Source organism: Bacillus fungorum (assembly GCF_002746455.1).
GTDB classification, from domain to species: Bacteria; Bacillota; Bacilli; order Bacillales; family Bacillaceae_G; genus Bacillus_A; species Bacillus_A fungorum.
Window position 1 is genome coordinate 269,634 of record NZ_NWUW01000005.1, and the last position, 18,929, is coordinate 288,562.

Annotated in this window: 18 protein-coding genes and 1 pseudogene; 11 read left to right on the forward strand and 8 right to left on the reverse strand. The window is 35.8% G+C overall.

What is annotated here, in order from left to right:
• Window positions 1-202 precede the first annotated feature (202 nt).
• The 4 genes from CO726_RS09940 (at window position 203) to CO726_RS09960 (ending at window position 5,273) form a co-directional block, all read left to right on the forward strand.
• Entirely contained in the window at window positions 203-1,642 is a 1,440-nt protein-coding gene (locus CO726_RS09940; protein ID WP_099684136.1) for an alanine/glycine:cation symporter family protein, read from the forward strand.
• 295 nt (window positions 1,643-1,937) lie between these two features.
• Window positions 1,938-3,119: a NupC/NupG family nucleoside CNT transporter gene (locus CO726_RS09945; protein ID WP_099684137.1), complete on the forward strand. Its 1,182-nt coding sequence runs from the start codon at window positions 1,938-1,940 to the stop codon at window positions 3,117-3,119.
• Window positions 3,120-3,621: 502 nt separating this feature from the next.
• Window positions 3,622-4,803: a NupC/NupG family nucleoside CNT transporter gene (locus CO726_RS09950; RefSeq protein ID WP_046198730.1), complete on the forward strand. Its 1,182-nt coding sequence runs from the start codon at window positions 3,622-3,624 to the stop codon at window positions 4,801-4,803.
• Between the two features lie 233 nt (window positions 4,804-5,036).
• Window positions 5,037-5,273 (forward strand): hypothetical protein, encoded by a 237-nt coding sequence (locus CO726_RS09960; protein ID WP_099684139.1) that lies wholly within the window; start codon window positions 5,037-5,039, stop codon window positions 5,271-5,273.
• 25 nt (window positions 5,274-5,298) lie between these two features.
• On the opposite strand, the gene CO726_RS09965 is transcribed toward CO726_RS09960, so the two are convergent.
• Window positions 5,299-5,805: a ferritin gene (locus tag CO726_RS09965; RefSeq protein ID WP_048553125.1), complete on the reverse strand. Its 507-nt coding sequence runs from the start codon at window positions 5,803-5,805 to the stop codon at window positions 5,299-5,301.
• Window positions 5,806-5,858: 53 nt separating this feature from the next.
• Window positions 5,859-6,182, reverse strand: a complete 324-nt coding sequence (locus CO726_RS09970; RefSeq protein ID WP_000355762.1) for a MazG nucleotide pyrophosphohydrolase domain-containing protein — start codon at window positions 6,180-6,182, stop codon at window positions 5,859-5,861.
• Window positions 6,183-6,255: 73 nt separating this feature from the next.
• Between CO726_RS09970 and CO726_RS09975 the strand changes: the two genes are divergently transcribed.
• A complete protein-coding gene (locus tag CO726_RS09975; RefSeq protein ID WP_098759666.1) occupies window positions 6,256-6,834 on the forward strand; it encodes an LOG family protein in 579 nt (192 codons plus the stop codon).
• Window positions 6,835-6,952: 118 nt separating this feature from the next.
• Window positions 6,953-7,234, forward strand: coding sequence for a hypothetical protein (locus tag CO726_RS09980; RefSeq protein WP_099684140.1), 282 nt, complete (start codon window positions 6,953-6,955; stop codon window positions 7,232-7,234).
• A 16-nt stretch (window positions 7,235-7,250) separates the two neighbouring features.
• Here the strand turns inward: CO726_RS09980 and CO726_RS09985 are convergent, their stop codons facing one another.
• From CO726_RS09985 to CO726_RS09995, 3 genes are all read right to left on the reverse strand, one after another.
• On the reverse strand, window positions 7,251-7,448 hold the full coding sequence (locus CO726_RS09985; protein ID WP_000656323.1) for a hypothetical protein: 198 nt from the start codon (window positions 7,446-7,448) through the stop codon (window positions 7,251-7,253).
• Between the two features lie 459 nt (window positions 7,449-7,907).
• Window positions 7,908-8,348 (reverse strand): Dps family protein, encoded by a 441-nt coding sequence (locus CO726_RS09990; protein WP_099684141.1) that lies wholly within the window; start codon window positions 8,346-8,348, stop codon window positions 7,908-7,910.
• A gap of 336 nt (window positions 8,349-8,684) precedes the next feature.
• Window positions 8,685-10,118, reverse strand: coding sequence for an alanine/glycine:cation symporter family protein (locus CO726_RS09995; protein ID WP_099684142.1), 1,434 nt, complete (start codon window positions 10,116-10,118; stop codon window positions 8,685-8,687).
• A gap of 259 nt (window positions 10,119-10,377) precedes the next feature.
• On the opposite strand from CO726_RS09995, the pseudogene CO726_RS10000 reads away from it, so the two are divergent.
• The 5 genes and pseudogenes from CO726_RS10000 to nprB all read left to right on the forward strand — a co-directional run.
• Window positions 10,378-10,764: pseudogene (locus tag CO726_RS10000) on the forward strand (cation:proton antiporter domain-containing protein); the annotation flags it as partial.
• A 176-nt stretch (window positions 10,765-10,940) separates the two neighbouring features.
• Complete coding sequence (locus CO726_RS10005; protein WP_046960033.1) at window positions 10,941-11,375, forward strand: DUF3920 family protein; 435 nt, start codon at window positions 10,941-10,943, stop codon at window positions 11,373-11,375.
• Window positions 11,376-11,487: 112 nt separating this feature from the next.
• A complete protein-coding gene (locus CO726_RS10010; protein WP_099684143.1) occupies window positions 11,488-11,898 on the forward strand; it encodes a MarR family winged helix-turn-helix transcriptional regulator in 411 nt (136 codons plus the stop codon).
• Window positions 11,899-11,949: 51 nt separating this feature from the next.
• On the forward strand, window positions 11,950-12,648 hold the full coding sequence (locus CO726_RS10015; protein ID WP_098759673.1) for a pirin family protein: 699 nt from the start codon (window positions 11,950-11,952) through the stop codon (window positions 12,646-12,648).
• 155 nt (window positions 12,649-12,803) lie between these two features.
• Window positions 12,804-14,453, forward strand: a complete 1,650-nt coding sequence (nprB, locus tag CO726_RS10020) for a neutral protease NprB (RefSeq protein WP_136699516.1) — start codon at window positions 12,804-12,806, stop codon at window positions 14,451-14,453.
• A 76-nt stretch (window positions 14,454-14,529) separates the two neighbouring features.
• On the opposite strand, the gene CO726_RS10025 is transcribed toward nprB, so the two are convergent.
• From CO726_RS10025 to CO726_RS10035, 3 genes are all read right to left on the reverse strand, one after another.
• The gene (locus tag CO726_RS10025; protein ID WP_000076427.1) at window positions 14,530-14,847 is read right to left on the reverse strand and encodes a metal-sulfur cluster assembly factor; all 318 of its coding nucleotides are present in this window, start codon (window positions 14,845-14,847) and stop codon (window positions 14,530-14,532) included.
• A 113-nt stretch (window positions 14,848-14,960) separates the two neighbouring features.
• The gene (locus tag CO726_RS10030; protein ID WP_099684144.1) at window positions 14,961-16,652 is read right to left on the reverse strand and encodes a methyl-accepting chemotaxis protein; all 1,692 of its coding nucleotides are present in this window, start codon (window positions 16,650-16,652) and stop codon (window positions 14,961-14,963) included.
• Window positions 16,653-16,878: 226 nt separating this feature from the next.
• Window positions 16,879-18,573, reverse strand: coding sequence for a methyl-accepting chemotaxis protein (locus CO726_RS10035; RefSeq protein WP_099684145.1), 1,695 nt, complete (start codon window positions 18,571-18,573; stop codon window positions 16,879-16,881).
• Window positions 18,574-18,929 lie beyond the last annotated feature (356 nt).

The following is an 18,929-nucleotide window of genomic DNA, read 5'->3' on the forward strand; positions in this document are numbered from 1 at the left end:
TTTGTAGTTTGGAAATAACCAGTTGAATAGGTAGGGATGTTTGTGCTATTTTCCACGTTTTAAGTATAGAAAAAATAAGTATGTCATATATGGTAACAATTACATGTTAGAAAACCTTACATGTTTTTGTCGAAAATTCTTGATTACTAAGAGTTTTTAAAATATAATTTTCTTATTGTGAAGAAGAGGGGGCAATGCAATTATGGATTTTTTAGCTAAAGTAATTGGAGATATAAATAATGTCCTTTGGTCATATATCATTATTGCGATGTTAATTGGGTTAGGGCTTTATTTTTCATTCCGTGTGAAATTTGTCCAAGTTCGTTACTTCGGTGAAATGATTCGATTGCTTGGGGATGGGGCAAGTTCGAAAACGAGGAAGGCTCAAAAAGAGAAGAGCGGTGTATCATCGTTCCAGGCTTTTTGTATGAGTACAGCTTCTCGTGTAGGTACTGGTAACTTAGCTGGTGTAGCTATCGCAATTTCAGCAGGTGGCCCAGGAGCAGTATTTTGGATGTGGTTAATTGCGGTAATTGGGGGGGCTTCTGCATTTGTAGAGAGCACATTAGCGCAAATTTATAAAGTAAAAGATGGGAATGCGTTCCGTGGTGGCCCAGCTTATTATATGGAAAAAGGATTAAATAAGCGCTGGCTTGGAGCTATTTTCTCTGTTTTAATAACAGTAAGTTTCGGATTAATTTTTAACGCTGTACAGTCTAATACTGTAGCGGCTGCTTTTGATGGGGCATTCAAAACAGATAGTAGATTAGTGGGTCTTGTAATGGCTGGTTTACTTGCAGTTATTATTTTCGGCGGAGTAAAACGTATTGCACGCGCGGTTGAAATGATTGTCCCGGTAATGGCAATTATTTATGTAGCAGTAGCATTATTCGTTGTTGTAACAAACATTACGGCAATTCCGTATGTATTTAAAGAAATTTTCTTACATGCTTTCGGAATTAAAGAAGTAGTGGGCGGAGGATTAGGAGCTGCGATTTTACTAGGGGTAAAACGCGGATTATTCTCAAATGAAGCTGGTATGGGTAGTGCGCCGAACGCAGCTGCGACTGCAAACGTAACGCACCCAGTTAAACAAGGTTTCATTCAAACTTTAGGGGTATTTACAGATACATTATTAATTTGTAGTTGTACAGCATTTATCATTCTTTTATCAGATGTGCATAATGCAGCTGATCTAAATGGTATTCAATTAACGCAGCAAGCATTAAGCCAGCATATCGGACCGTGGGCGTCTATATTTGTAGCGGTTGCAATCTTCTTGTTTGCATTTAGTTCATTAGTAGGTAACTACTACTATGGTGAAACAAATATTGAGTTCTTAAATGGAAGTAAAGTGCTATTAAATGCATACCGCATTGCTGTACTTGGTATGGTTATGTTAGGGTCTGTAGCAACAATTCAAATCGTTTGGGATGTAGCAGATTTATTCATGGGTATTATGGCTGTTATTAACTTAGTTGCAATCGTATTCCTTTCTAAGTATGCTTTTGCGGCATTATCAGATTACGTAAAGCAAAAAAAACAAGGAAAAGATCCAGTCTTCTATGCGAATGCAATTCCAGGTCTGAAAAATACAGAGTGCTGGGAAGAGCAAATAGCAGATAAAGAAAAAGCAGTATAATGAGGTGAGCATCAAGTGAAACTTGATGCTCATTTTTTGTTTTATTTAGCTATTTGTAGGTAGTAAAAGACGAACATTCATGAATGTTTTATAATAAAATGTAATTTTTTAAAGAAAAGTGCGGATATGAGTTGTGATTTATGTTAGAATGGAAAATGCCTTTGAAACAAGAGGTTTTATGATCTTTCCTACCCGGTTTAAGGTTTTGGAGGAGAAATGGAAAGTTCGGATTATTTCTTATTTTGAGTGGTCAGACGTTCAACGTTAATGAAGAGTTAAATGGAGGATTTTATTAATGAAGTTTGTTATGTTTCTTGTAGGATTGCTCGTTGTATTTGTACTCGGTTTTCTTATAAGTGCCGATCGAAAGAAGATTAAGTACAAACCAATCGCAATTATGCTTGTTATTCAGCTAGCACTATCTTATTTCTTATTAAATACACAGGTTGGTTATATTTTAGTAAAAGGAATTTCAGATGGATTTGGCGCGCTTCTTGGATATGCGGAAGCTGGAATCGTTTTCGTATTTGGTGGCCTTGTTAATAAAGGAGAGGTTTCATTCTTCTTAACAGCGTTATTACCAATCGTATTCTTTGCCGTTTTAATTGGAATTCTGCAACACTTTAAAATTTTACCGATATTTATTCGTGCTATTGGTACTTTGTTAAGTAAAGTAAATGGTCTAGGAAAACTAGAATCATATAACGCAGTAGCAGCTGCTATTGTTGGACAGGCTGAAGTATTTATTACAGTAAAAGATCAATTAAGTAAAATCCCAAAACATCGTTTATATACATTATGTGCATCTTCCATGTCGACAGTATCAATGTCAATCGTAGGTTCTTATATGAAAATGATCGAGCCGAAATATGTAGTAACGGCACTTGTATTAAATTTATTTAGTGGTTTCATTATTATTCATATTATTAACCCGTACGATATTACAGAAGAAGAAGATACACTGAAATTAGAAAATAAGAAAAAACAATCATTCTTTGAAATGCTAAGTGAATATATTATGCTTGGTTTTACAATTGCGATAACGGTAGCAGCGATGTTACTTGGTTTCGTAGCATTAATTACAGCAATCAATAGCTTGTTTGATTCAATATTCGGTATTACATTCCAAGCTATTTTAGGATATATTTTCTCACCATTAGCATTCGTAATGGGTATCCCGCAAGCAGAGATGGTAACAGCGGGACAAATTATGGCAACAAAATTAGTATCAAACGAGTTTGTTGCAATGCTTGATCTTGGAAAAGTAGCTGGTGATTTATCAGCTCGTACAGTTGGTATTCTTTCTGTATTCCTTGTATCATTTGCGAACTTCTCATCAATCGGAATTATCGCAGGTGCAACGAAAGGTATCGATGAAAATCAATCAAATGTTGTATCATCATTCGGTCTACGCCTTGTGTACGGTGCGACATTAGTAAGTATTCTATCAGCGATTATCGTTGGTGTTATGTTATAAAGTGAAACTTTAATCAGTGGGGGGCTTTATCCCCCGCTGATTATTAGCCTTCACCAATCGGGCTTTTACGGGCAGCTAATCACCCACCTAACTTTTTTGTTTCCGCTGAATTTTGAGGTGGCGGTCTTACTGCCCGTTAAAGCGGGGGAAAAAAGGGTGGTCCTAGCTCATAGTTAGGACTATTTTTTATGGTAAATTTTCATGAAAAAACCAATTTATTAGGAATATATTAACATATAAAAATCTTTTTAAATTTATATTGCATTTCGATTAGATAACGCTTACAATTTGATTTGTAGGTGGTATCAATTTCAGACTTTCAAGTATGATAGGAGAGAAGAGGCTACCTTTTATAAATTGCAATTTATGTAAACGCTTACTGATTTTAGATAACAGTTGAATAGTATTTAGGGGTTTTAAATTTTTTTAACATCAATGGTCAGACGTCATTCGTTATACGTTATACGACCAATAACTCGTGGGAAAAGTGGAGGATTCACATATGAAAATAGTAATGTTTCTAGTCGGTTTACTTGTAGTATTTGTACTAGGATTCCTTATCAGTTCAGATCGTAAGAAAATTAAATATAAACCAATTGCACTTATGCTTGTCATTCAATTGGTACTTGCATATTTCTTACTAAATACAAAGGTCGGATTTGTATTAGTAAAAGGGATTGCAGATGGGTTTGGCGCTATTTTAAAATTTGCGGAAGCAGGGGTTAATTTCGTATTTGGTGGTCTAGCAAATGATGGACAAGCACCATTCTTCTTAACGGTATTATTACCGATTATTTTCTTAGCAGTACTAATTGGGATCCTGCAACATATTAAAATTTTACCGATTATCATTCGTGCAGTCGGTTTCCTATTAAGTAAAATTAACGGTTTAGGAAAACTAGAATCATATAATGCAGTAGCAGCTGCAATTGTTGGTCAAGGTGAAGTATTCATTACAGTAAAAGATCAACTAAGCAAATTACCGAAAAATCGTTTATACACACTTTGTGCATCTTCCATGTCGACAGTATCGATGTCAATCGTCGGTTCTTATATGAAAATGATTGATCCAAAATATGTAGTAACAGCACTTGTACTAAACTTATTCAGTGGATTCATTATCGTTCATATCATTAATCCATATGAAGTAAAAGAAGAAGACGATATTTTAGAATTACAAGAAGATAAGAAACAAACATTCTTTGAAATGTTAGGCGAATATATTATGCTTGGTTTCTCTATTGCTGTAACAGTAGCGGCGATGTTAATCGGTTTCGTAGCATTAATTACAGCAATTAACGGTGTATTCGATTCAATTTTCGGAATCACATTCCAAAGCATTTTAGGATATGTCTTTTCACCATTAGCATTCGTAATGGGCATTCCAACATCAGAGATGCTAACAGCAGGACAAATTATGGCAACGAAATTAGTAACGAACGAATTTGTTGCAATGCTTGACCTTGGTAAAGTAGCTGGCGATTTATCAGCTCGTACAGTAGGTATTTTATCTATCTTCCTTGTGTCATTTGCGAACTTCTCATCTATCGGAATTATCGCAGGTGCAACGAAGAGTATCGATGGAAAACAAGCAAACGTTGTATCATCATTCGGACTAAAACTTGTATATGGTGCAACGTTAGTAAGTATATTATCAGCGATTATCGTTGGGGTTATGCTTTAATAAAGTGAAACTTTAATCCGTGGAGGGCACGGATTATTAGCCTTCACCAATCGGGCATTTACGGGCAGTTGATCCCCCACCTAACTCCTTTGCCCTCACTGAATTTTGAGGATGGGGTCTTACTGCCCGTTAATGCGGGGTAAATAATAAAGAAGTCGTTTATCTCTCGCCTAGAGGGATAAACGACTTTTTTTATTTTGATATGATAAATAATGTAGAGAGGGGGAATTAGGTTGAAAGAACGGGATAGTTTAAGGGAGTTTGATGAGATTATAGAGAACATTGATCATTTAACCGGAGAAGATGCTAGAGCGTTTTTGAAATTTATACATGGATATTTAAGCATAGTAGAAGAAGGAGATGGGACTTTTACTAATAGTGACTTTGTTGAAAAAATTTCAAGGCTATATAAGAAAGATGTGGCTAAGCTTATTAAGCTTAGAGAAGAACAAATTAAAAAATCACCTTAATCCATTCATTAAGGTGATTGAAATATTACTCAGCTGGAGCCGTAAATGTACGTTTCTCCAATTCAGCATCTAGCATAAATAGTGCGTTTGAATCGCTTGTAATACGTTTTAATTTTTGGATGATGCTATCGAATGAAGCTTCTTCTTCTACTTGCTCATCGACGAACCATTTTAAGAATGTAATTGTTGCATGCTCACGCTCATCCCAAGCGATATCAGATAAGTTGTAAATACGCTTCGTTACTTCACGCTCGTGCTCAAGTGCTACTTCAAAAGCGTTCAGTACAGACTCATATTCGTTATTCGGATTATCAAATCCAGTAATAATAGCGCGCTCACCGCGGTCATTAATGTAGTTGTAAAGCTTCATTGCGTGGAAGCGTTCTTCTTCAGCTTGTACAAGGAAAAAGTTAGCGAATCCATCATAGCTCTCGGCTGTACAGTAAGCAGCCATTGCCATATAAGCGTGGGCAGAGTAAAATTCAAAGTTCATTTGATCGTTTAGTGCGTCGTGCAATTTTTTAGATAACATAAAATCCCCCTTAGTATTGTGACAAGAATATTATATCATAATTGATAATATTATCATTTAGATGTTTCGAACCTTTTCGAAAGCTTTGTGACGTGTGCTTCCATAATGTCTTGTAAATCTAAATCATATTTTTGTGAAAGAATAATAAGATTAGATAGTACATCACCAAGTTCTTCTTTTAGTTCTTGTTTTAGCTCTTCTTCTGTCTTAGCGTCTTCATCAGGACGATCACGACCGATTTCAATAGCGCGAACAACGCGTGAAACTTCCCCAACTTCCTCTGTTAAGAAATTTAAGCGAATAAAGGAATTATACTGTGACCAGCTTCGTTTTTCGTAAAATTCCTCCACCCATCTTTGAAATGCGACGATATCCATTTCTTCCTCATCCCTTCAATATGTTGTACAATGTTCATTGTATCATAACAATATATAGTTTTGGGGTGTAGGAATGAGAAAGATTTGTGTGTTTGCAGGTTCCAACTTAGGGGAGAGACCAGAGTTTAAAGAGCAGGCAATTCAGTTAGGAAGAATGTTTGTTGAGAACGAGTATGAGCTCGTATATGGCGGTTCATGCGTTGGATTAATGGGAGAAGTGGCAAACGAAGTTCTTCGTTTAGGCGGGCGTGTAACAGGTGTTATGCCGCGAGGTCTATTCCGAGGAGAAATTGTACATACAGGATTAACAGAATTAATTGAAGTAGAAACGATGCATGAACGTAAAGCGAAAATGGCGGAGCTTGCGGATGCTTTTATTGCACTGCCAGGCGGATACGGAACGTTTGAAGAACTATTTGAAGTTGTATGTTGGTCACAAATTGGTATACATAATAAGCCGGTTGGTTTATTGAACATAAAAGGCTTTTATGGGCCAATTCTGCAAATGGTTGAACGTGCAGCTGAAGAAGGATTTATGAACCCATCAAATAAAGAGTTAATAGTTGCCGCTGAGACGGCAGATACACTCATTCACAAGATACAAAATTACGAGCGTCCTGTTTTAGGAACGAAGTGGAAGCAACTATCATAATGCAATTTTATAGATATTTTTGGAAACACATGTCATTTTACTTTGAAAAGGCATGTGTTTTTAAATTGGTTGAAAATGTTAATGTTGAGATGTAATGTTTTTGGAAAAGGAGAAATAGATGGAGGAGTTTGTGTATTTACGTCCTGTTTTTAAAAGTATTTTAGCAGCATCTATTCTTGTTATACTAATTGATTTAAGACAGAAGAAAAAGCTAATTAATGAATTTTCGCTTTGGTTTATTTCGATATTATGTATCGGTCTTTCAGCGATAACGTTGTTTATGTCTGGATTTATCGTTGATGAGTATAATCTAGGTGGAGATGTACAATCGTTTTGTATGTTTATTTTGATTGGCTGTATTAGCGGTTTGAATTTCATTATTTATTATAGACGGCAATAAAAGGAGGCATTCCATATTACTTTGGAATGCCTTTATCACTTTGATTACTTTGTTTTTTATACAGGTACCAGCCACCCCAGCCGCCACCAATTGCTACAACAACGAGGAAAGCGTAGTCTTTAACCTCGATACGTATATTGAAAATATTAGCTATAAGTAAGACAATCCCAACCGTTATTAACGCAAAAAATGCTCTAATTAAGTAGTCTTTCAACTGAACCACTCCCGCCATTTAAGTAGTAAATGATGAATATGGAAAAGCTTTTTGGATCTATTTTACTAAAGGGTGTTTCCTATATTTTAACATAAAAGGGATTGTAATATATTGATAAAAGTAGAGGAGAGAGGCGCTGATATAATTTCTGCGCGATTATCCCATAGAAAAAAGCAACTCTGAATGAGCCGCTTCCGCTTTAAATTTATTATCTAGCTCCAGCAGCTAGAATCTCCGGTCATTTCGCTCTCTCGCTCGAAGCAAAAAGCGCTTCAAGATCGAGAGCTCCAATGCCCTGCGACTCTGAGCGAGCCACCTCCGCTTTTAGTTTATTATCCAGCTTCGGTGGCTAGCTCTTCGTGTCTAAGAACCTTCCACATAAGAAGGCAAAAAGCGCCTTCTATGTGAAAGAACCTTAGCCAGTTAGAGCTAAACGAGCCACCTCCGCTTTTAAATCTATTATTGATTCAAAAACGCACGTAGCATCCAAGCATGTTTTTCTAGTTCTGTGTAGATGCCTAGTAGTAGGTCAGATGTCATTTCGTCGTCAGAGCCTTGAGCGATTTCCATGCCTTTTTTCAGTTCGACAAGCATCATTTCGTAGTCTTTCATAATTGCTTCGACCATCCCTTCTGCAGTTTCTCCGTAAGCTGCTTCTTGAATGGAAGATATTTCTAGGTATTCTTTCATTGTTGCTACTGGTTTACCACCAATTGCTAAAATACGTTCTGCAATTTCGTCGATGTGAGTAGCTGATTCTGTGTATAGTTCTTCGAATTTCTCATGTAATGTGAAGAATTGAGGTCCTTTTACGTACCAATGGAAGTTGTGTAATTTTGTGAATAAAACGCTCCAGTCTGCTACTTGTTTGTTTAATACTTCGATTACTTGTTTGTTCATTATGATCAATCTCCTTTTGAGTTTGTATTTTATAAGGGTTACTAATTTATAATTATTATAATCTAGTAATTCTTATAAATCAACCTTTTTACTGGAATTAATTTAAACAAATTATGAACTGTTGTAAATAAAAATCCCTATTACTGTGGAGTAATAGGAATTTTCTTAAATATATAGCTCTTGTTCTAATCGAGCCGCTTCTGCTTTAAATGATATCCAGCTCCAGCGGCTAGAATCTCCGGCCATTTCGCTCTCTCGCTCGAAGCAAAAAGCGCTTCAAGGTCGAGAGCTTAAAGTGCCCTGCGATTCTGAACGAGCCGCTTCTGCTTTTAATTATTACACAGCCTTCTGTTTTTCTTCTACATCTTGTCCATCCCAGCATTCTGTGTTTTGTAAGCCAGGGATAGAACTTGCAACGAAAACAGGATCTTTTCCTTGTTTCTTTTGCTTAATATAGTCTACTAATGCTGCGTAGGCGAACTTGCTTAGGAATGAGATGGCAATTAAGTTTGTGAATACCATTAGTCCCATGAATAAATCAGCTAAGCTCCAAACTGTTTGAAGGGCAGCGATTGATCCGAAGAATACCATGCCGACAACTGCAACACGATAAATCATTAACCATGTTTTGCTTTCTTTAATGAATGCAATGTTTGTTTCACCATAATAGTAGTTTCCTAGTAAAGAACTGAATGCGAATAGGAAAATAATAATCGCTAAGAAAGTGCTTGCCCACGGTCCGATTTGTGAACTAAGTGCATTTTGTGTTAATTCGATACCTTGTAAATTTGTTCCTTTGTAAAGTCCAGAACATAATACGATAAATGCTGTTGATGTACATACTAAGAATGTGTCTACGAAAACACCTAATGCTTGAACAAGTCCTTGTTTGACAGGGTGAGATACATCTGATGTTGCAGCTGCGTTAGGAGAGCTACCCATACCTGCTTCTGTCGCGAATAAACCGCGCTGAATTCCGAACTTGATTGCTGCTCCAATACCACCAGCGATAGCTTGGTCTAAACCGAATGCACCATTAAATATTTCCAGAAAAATGCTTGGTAACATGGTGAAGTTGTTAATAACGACAAAAATTGCCACACCGATATAAATAATTGCCATTGGAGGAACAATCAATTCTGTAATACGTGAAATGCTCTTGATACCACCGAAAATAATAACGGCAACTAATAAAGCTAATAGAGCTCCTACGATTATTCGCTCTAGTCCAAAAGCATTTTCAAATGCTATTGTTACAGTGTTTGCTTGTACAGAATTGAAAATTAATCCGTACGCAACTGTAATAAGAAATGAAAACCAAACACCCATCCAGCGTTTATTTAATCCTTTTTCCATGTAATATGCTGGACCACCACGGAACCTGCTTCCATCTTTTACTTTATAAATTTGCGCGAGCGTACACTCTACGAAACTAGTAGCTGCCCCAAGGATAGCGATAAACCACATCCAAAATACTGCGCCAGGTCCACCCATTGAAATGGCTAGTGCTACACCAGCTAAGTTTCCGATACCGATACGTGCTGCTGCACTTAAGCAAAATGCTTGAAACGGGGAGATGCTATCTTTCTTTTTTTCTTTTCGATTAAATCCTTTACTAATTAAACCGATCATCTCACTGAAATGAGTAATTTGGACAAACTTCAATTTAAAAGAGAAATAAAGACCGAAGCCGATTAGCATTACAATAAGAATATATGACCATAAAATATTATTCGTTATCTCAAGGAATCTGCTAAAGATATCAACCATATAATACACTTCCTTTTTTTCATAATAAGAAAATTATATGCAAAAAATATACGAGAATCAATTTTTCTAAAAAATTACGTTACTTAAACGTATTTTATGCTAGTATTATGTTACATTATAATATTTTTAGAATTATTTACATTTTAAAAAACTAAATATAAAGCGAGAAAGAGGGGATGATTTGAAAGAAGAAACTTTATGGAAAGTAAGTCTTGAGAGTTTGAAAATGAGAAGTAATATATTTTTTATCATTACATCATTTAGTATCTTTTTCGGAGCTATTTTCTTCTTCAGTTTCGGATTAAGTATTGATCCGTTCTCATTGGGCGGAGCGATATGGTTAACGTTAGGTGCTGTCCTTCTTACAATCATCGGAAACTTTGTAGCAGGAATGATTGCAGGGCGACAAGCTGGATTATCTCATAAAGCGTCAACAAATATTGGATTAACAATCGTTTCAAGAGGAGAATTCTCTATCATTATGGCCAATATCGGTATCGCCGGTGGTTTAATGTCAGTACTGAAACCATTCTCAGCACTATACGTGCTTATATTATCCATCTTAGGTCCACTTCTGACGAAAGAGTCAAAGAATGTATATAAATTTTTAAATAAAATCTTTAAGTGGGATACGAAGGCTAGCTAAATTTTAAAAATAAAAGTAAAAGATATTGATGAAAAATTGATTATGGAAAAGAATCTATGCCGATATAGATTCTTTTTTTATTGGCATTTTTTCAAGGATGAAAGAATATGTTTAATATTTACCATATTGTGGCATACATATAGGGAAAGGGTGCTTGGAAAGGGGAATAAAGAGAAATGGAACTCCAGTTTCAAAATGTATATCAACAGGTGGAGAATTGGTATGTGTTGGATTCGGAGCTTCCTTGGGATGTCAAAAGGCTAAGAGATGATTTGTTTTCACTTATTGAAGTATGTAAAACGCCAGTTATTTTTTGTGATACGTGTGATGCAAATCATGTACTTCTATCGTTAGGGGAAGAGGAAGAAGAGTTTCTATTTCCGGTAGGTGGTTTTTATCATAAAGAAAAACAATTAATTTTTGTTTGTATGTGGGAAGAGTATGAGCAAGTGCTCAAAACACTACTGCATGAATTTCGCCATGCGATGCAACATAAGAGGGAAGTATTGTATGTTGGAAGTGAATTGTACGAAGATAGATGGATTGAGAAAGATGCAAGAAAGTTCGCGGAGAGGAAGTTAGATGAATATAAAAATAGAAAGTTAATGTAAAGCATAGTGGAGAAATGGCGCTGTGCTTTCTTTGTTGATTACTAAAAGTAAGTGATTGACTTCTATGAAGTTTAGTTCTAAACTAATGGTATAAAACGAGCGAGGTGATAGAATGAAAACAGAAGATAGACTCGGATTACTATTATGGTTTCGTTTATCACGTTTTTATAATAAAAGTATTCGTGAGACGAATCAGCATTTGAAAGAATGGAATGTATCTGCGGCTCAGTTTGATGTGCTAGCTCAAGTTGGAGTGCATGATCGTTTAACGCAGCAAGAGCTTGGAAATAAGTTATTTGTTACGAAGGGAAATATCACGCAGCTTTTAAATAAAATGGAGCAGCTTGAGTGGATTCGTCGTGAACAAGAGGGGACTACAAAATATATTTCGTTAACAGAAAAAGGAAAAGGTTTATATGAAGAAATCGTTCCGCCTCAAGAGACATTCCAAGCAGAGCAGTTTCAAAATTTAAATGTAGAAGAACAACAACAATTATTACAATTACTAAAAAAATTACAGTGAGAAAAAATTTTAAAATAAATCTTGAATTCGAGATAATATGAGGTGAAGGATATGTTTAGAAAAGTTGATCATAAAAATATGGGAAGAGCAAATCACGGTTGGCTAAATACACATTTTCATTTTTCTTTTGCAAATTACTATAACCCAAATAACATGAACTTTGGAGCATTGCGTGTAATTAACGATGACCTAGTAGCGGCACAAACTGGTTTTGATATGCATCCGCACCGCGATATGGAAATCATTTCGTACGTTGTAGATGGTGCTTTAACACATGAGGATAGCATGGGGAACCGAGGAACAATTGAACGTGGACATGTTCAATATATGAGTGCTGGCACAGGTGTATTTCATAGTGAGCATAATTTAGGAAATGAAACACTACGTTTATTACAAATTTGGATTTTACCAGACCGTGCGGATCATAAACCAAACTATGGTGAGTTTAAATTTGATTGGAGCAAGCGTGAAAATGAATGGTTTCACATGGTATCTGCACTAGAAGGAGAGGCACCAATTCAAATTCACCAAGATGCGAATTTATATTCTTTATCGTTAGATGCTGGAAAAGAAATTCATTTTCCAGTGAAAGAAGGTCGTCAATTGTATCTTGTTCAAATTGAAGGAAGTAGTGTAATAAATGGTGAGACACTTGTTATGCGTGATGCAGCAGAAGCGATTGAAGAAGAAATTCATATTGAAGCGAAAGAGCAATCACACTATTTAGCAATTGAATTGAAAAAACAATAAGATACGTAAGAAAAGAGGGTATCCGATAGGATATCCTCTTTTTTGATTGGAATTGTCTGAAAAATGTTTCTCAAATTTTTGGTAGAGGTATTGGTTTGAAAAATCAGAATTTTATAAAAGTATCAAAAATCTTTATGGGAATGGGGAATGTTATAGTGAAAAAGCAAGTCATTTCATCAGCATTAGCGTTAACTGTTATCGCCGGGGGATTTGGAGCGTTTGGGGCAACGACAACGAAAGCGGAAGAACAAAAAATTCAATATCATCAAGAATTTAAAACACCTGCATACATAGGTGAAGAATGGAAAGCACCGGAAGGACTAGATAAAAAAGAGACGGTCTTTCAATATTTAGAGAGTAAGAAAGATATGTTCAAATTAGCAGGAAATATTGATAAACATTTCAATGTCGTTGGGGAAGAAAAAGATGCTGAATCTGGCACAACACACGTGAAGTTAGTTGAAAAACATAATAACATTCCTGTGTATGGTTCAGATCAAACTGTTACACTAGATAAAGAAAATAATGTAAAAGCATTCTTCGGACAAGTTATTCCGAAGTTAGATGATAAAAATATTCCTACAGCTGCAAGCATTAGTGCGGAACAAGCAGAAACAATTGCAAAGGCAGATATTGAGAAAGAAATTGGTAAAGTAAAGAGTTATGACGGTGTGAAAAAAGATTTATATGTGTATGAAAAAGATGGAAACTACTATCTTGCATATTTAGTTAAAGCATCGATTTCAAAACCAGCTCCAGGCTATTGGCATTATTTTGTTGATGCAACGAATGGAAATGTGATTGAGAAATATAACGCTGTAGATCACATTACAGGATTTGGTTACGGAGTATTAGGCGCTAGACAATCATTTGAAATTGCTCAAAATGAGAAAACCGGAGCGTTCCACTTATTCGATGGGAAGCGTGGACAAGGTGTTCATACGTTTGATGCAGAGAATATGGATGAAAACTGGTTTAATATATTCTCACAATGGTTCGGATATACAGGTGTCGAAGTAGAAAGTAAAAATAAATTCTTTGATGACAAAGCAGCGGTTGATGCGCATGTAAATGCAGGAAAAGTATATGATTACTACAAAAAGACATTTAATCGTAACTCTTTCGATGATAAAGGCGCGAAGCTTATTTCTACTGTTCACGTTGGAGAAAGTTGGAATAACGCAGCTTGGAATGGTGTGCAAATGATGTATGGTGATGGCGATGGTAAAACATTCATTCCATTATCTGCTGGACTAGATGTTATTGGTCACGAATTAACGCATGCTGTAACTGAGCATACAGCAAATCTTGTTTATAAAAATGAATCAGGTGCGTTAAATGAATCGTTATCTGATATTATGGGTGTTATGGTTGAGAAGAAGAGCTGGGATTTAGGTGCTGACATTTATACACCTGGAAAACCTGGTGATGCACTTCGTTCTCTGAAAGATCCAGCATCTATTCCAAATCCATTAAAACCAGGTGAAGGTTACCCAGATCATTACAATAAACGCTACACTGGAACAGCTGATAATGGCGGCGTTCATATTAACAGTAGTATTAACAATAAAGCTGCATATTTAGTATCTGACGGCGGCGAGCATTATGGCGTGAAAGTAACTGGAGTAGGCCGTGAAGCGACAGAAAAAATTTATTACCGTGCTCTTACAAAATATTTAACTGCAAACTCTGACTTTAAGATGATGCGTCAAGCTGCTCTTCAGTCAGCTGAAGATTTATATGGTAAAAATTCTAAAGCTGTACAAGCTGTAACGAAAGCTTATGATGCAGTAGGCGTAAAATAATTAGAGAAAAGACCTGACTAGAATGTCAGGTCTTTTCTTTATCTCGCTATTCGCGAATGATTAAAGTTTTACTTATTTAGTCGCGAATACCTAATGCGATTTTCGCCATACGTGACATGCGTTCTTTAGACCATGGTGGATTCCAAACGACATTTACTTCTATTTCATTGACTTCAGGTACGTTCGTTGATAATACTTTTTTTACGTCTGATACAATTTGCCCAGCCATTGGACAACCGATAGAAGTCATCGTCATCGTAATGACAGCATTATTATTTTCATCTGCTGTAACGTCATAAACTAATCCAAGATTAACGATATCAACACCTAGTTCAGGATCAATAACAGCTTCTAAATTGGCATATAATTTATTTTCAAATGCTTCTTGTGACATCAGTAGCACCTCCTACATATTAATGATATCGATTCTCATTATAACGGAAATGTGTATAATGTGCAGGAAATGAGCTCAAAAAAATCCCTTTTGAAAGAGGGATTTTTTGAAAGCTATTCCGTTTTAAAATGAGATACGAGTTGATCTAATTCTTCAACTGTTTGCTTCATTTGTCTAGCAGTTACAGTCATCTCATTCATAGTAATGACCTTTTGCTCAGCAGATTGTGCTGTTGCTGCTGTTTCACTAGATACTTCAGTCGAAATAGAAGCGATGTTATTCAGTGAAGCGTTCATTTCTTCAGCGCTTGCAGCCATTTCTTCAGCAGTTGCTGAGATGTCTTGCATTTGAGTAGATACTTTATTTACTTGCTCCACAATTGTTGTGAAAGAATTGCCAGCTTCACGAATGACATGAATGCCTTCAAATGCCTCAGAACGGCCTTGTGACATCATAGAGCTCGCAGTTTCAGTGTCTTGTTGAATTTGATGTAGTAATTGGTTAATATCTGTTGCTGCTGTTTTAGATTGTTCAGCAAGTTTTCGAACTTCGTCAGCTACGACAGCGAAGCCTTTTCCTTGTTCGCCAGCACGAGCTGCTTCGATAGATGCATTTAAAGCAAGTAAGTTTGTTTGCTCTGCGATATTAGAAATAGATTGTACAGCTGTATCAATATATTTCGTATGAGTGATTAGACGTTCGACGACTTCTGACGTAGCATTTACAGCGTCGTGTATCGTTGTCATTTGTGAAACGGATTTTTGAATAACAGTACTTCCGTCGTTAGCTTGTTCAGATGTAGCTACAGCAAGTTCAGTTATAGATGAAGCAGATTCAGCAATGCGCTGAACACTTACTGCCATATCGTCCATTGCCGTTGAACTTTCTTCCATGCTAGAGGCTTGAGATTGAATACTCGCATTTAAGTTGGACATCGAGCTTTGGACTCTTATTGTCGCCTCACGTGATGTATTTGTTTTTTCTAGCATATTTTCAGAAGCGGTTTGTACTTCCATAGATGTTTTTTGAACACGATTAATAATATGTTGTAGGTTTTCTAACATTTTATTAAATGATGTTGCGATCGTACCAATTTCATCATTACTATTTACTTGTAGGCGGGCTGTTAAGTCACCTTCTTGAGATGATAATTCTTTTAATTTACTATCAATTTGTTGAATTGGTTTTACAAGTTTACCAGAGAACCACCATGCAAGAATGATAGCTACGATAATACAAATAACAAGTGATAGGAAGATAACATATTTAATTTGTAGTGAAGATTTATCGATCTTTTCGATTGCTTGTTCACGTAATTTAGCTTGTTCATTACTGTAATTTGCGAAATCACCAATTACTTTATAAACAGTACCATTTTCCGCATAAGCTACTTGTACAGCTTCTTCCCACTTTTGTTCTTTTGCAAGAGTGAAAACTTTCTCTTCAATAAATTTTCTCCAAGTGGACCCTAAATTCATTGTATCTTTCACGGATTGAGAAATATTTGGATTAGAAAGAAGTTTATCTTTTGAATCCTCTAGACGTTTACTCATCTCATTAAACTTGTCTAATTCGACTTGATCATGTTGTAGTAAATAACCTCTTAAAGCAGAAAGCTGTACTTGATAAGCGTCGCCACGATTTTTTAATTCTGTTGCAAGTGGGGAGATTTCTTTTTGTAGTGCTTCAGCTTTCTGTGATTGATCAATGGCGAAGTATAAAATAAAAGTTAAGGCAATTCCGAATAAAGCACAGATTGTTCCCATCATGAACATAAGTTTTTTCCTGATACTTACAAAATTCATATGATTAAAAGCCTCCTTGGTAAAATCTTAGTATTAGAATTAATAAATGTAAAAAAATTGGAAGAAAGCTTTACTCCAGTTGGAATAAAGCTTTCTTCTTTCCATTAGGAATTATAGCAGACTGAATGAGAGATAGAAAGAGATATTTTAAAGCGAAAAAAGAGAGACTATAAATCTCTCTTTCTAACAATTTAGAGCTCATAGAAGTATAAATACAAGTTGCGCTTTAAACGTTTGTTTTGAAATGAGAAACGAGAACTTCAAGTTCTTGTACGGTATTTTTCATTTCAGACGCTTTTTTGGCAACGACACTCATTTTGTTTACTTGGTCACCAGCTGAAGTTGCTGTGCGTGATGTTTCGGCGGCAACCTCATTTGAAATAGAAGCGATGTTATTTAAAGCTGCATTCATTTCTTCAGAACTTGCTGCCATTTCTTCAGCAGTTGCAGACATTTCTTGCATTTGTGTAGAGACTTTGTTAATGTGGTTAACAATTTCTGAGAATGAAGATCCAGCGGTGCGAATAACTGTAATTCCTTCAGACGCTTCTGACTGCCCCTGTGTCATCATTTCATTTGCTATTTTTGTATCTGCTTGAATTTGATGAAGTAAATGGTTAATGTCAGTTGCTGCTAGCTGAGATTGTTCAGCAAGTTTTCGTACTTCGTCGGCAACAACAGCGAATCCTTTTCCATGTTCACCAGCACGAGCAGCTTCAATTGAAGCATTTAAAGCGAGTAAATTCGTTTGTTCCGCGATATTAGAAATGGACTGAAGTGCGGTATCAATATGATTCGTATGTGTAATAAGTCGCTCTACTACTTGTGATGTAGCGTTAACAGCTTCGTTAATGGTATGCATTTGTGTAATAGATTTCTCAATGACTTTATTCCCACTATCTGCTTTTTCTGAAGCTGTAACAGCTAAGCTAGCAACAGAAGAGGCAGATTCTGCAATACGCTGAACGCTCGTTGCCATATCATCCATTGCAGTTGAACTTTCTTCGATGCTGGAAACTTGTGAACGAATATTGTGCTCAAGAGCATTCATAGTTTCTTCGGTTTTTGCGGTGTTTTCCATAGACGCAGTTGTTTCGATAAACACATTTTCAGACGCTTCTTTTACACTTATTGATGTTTGTTGCACTTGTTTTATTATACGTTGTAAGTTAGTGAGCATTTGATTAAAGGAATTGGCGATATCACCAATTTCATCTTTACTCGTTACGTGTAATCTAGCAGTTAAATCGCCATCTTGAGAAGCTAATTCTTTTAATTTCTCATCAATTTGTCGTATTGGTCTAACGAGTTTACCAGAGAACCACCATGCTAATAAAATCGAAGTTACTGTACATGTAATGAGTGAGAAGAAAATAATATATTGAATAAGAGTTGAAGAAGACTCTACGTCAGCAATTAATGCGTCACGCTTATCATTTTCTTCATTTGCATATTTCGTAAAACGACTTAAAAGATCGTTTACATAATCGGTTTGAGCTAAAGCGATTTTGGATGCTTCGTCCCATTTTCCTTCGCGGGCGAGAGGAAGAACTTCATTATCTACGACACTTCGCCATTTTGCCCCCATTAAAATCGCTTCTTTCATTCCTTCTGGGAGTTTTTTATCATTTGTTACTTTCTCTCTAGTATCGGCTAGTTTTTTTCCTTCTCGGTTGAATTTATCCAATCCTTTTTGATCGTGTGATAGTAAATATTCTTGTAAACCAGCAACTTGTGCTTGGAACCAATCACCACGTTCTTTTAAAATTGTTGCTCTTTTTGATACATCATTTTTTAACGTTTCAATTTCACTTGCTTGGTTCATAGCGAATGAAAGAATAACAATAAGAGCAATGCTAAATAAAGAAGAAATGCTTAAGAGTGTGAACAGTAGTTTTTTTCGAATACTAACATATTTCATCGTTACCCCTGCCTTTTAAAAACTGTTTATTATGATTTATAAATATTAAAGCATAATTAATAAAAACATTATTATGAAGTTATTAATCTGTTCAATGAAAATTATAGCAGATAATGGAATATGGCAGATTAATATGAGTAAATGTTCTTAAAATGTATACATTTGCATATTAAAAAATTCACAAATAAAAATTAAAAATGCTATTGTAATTTGAAATAACATCATGTATACTTCTAATTAGTTGATAACGATTATCAGTATCAACTATAAACATTACTCTTCGTTATGTTGGTCATACCCCTTTTTGACGACGTAAGTCAGAGACGAAATGTTGAAATTTCTTGTGTCCTATTCTA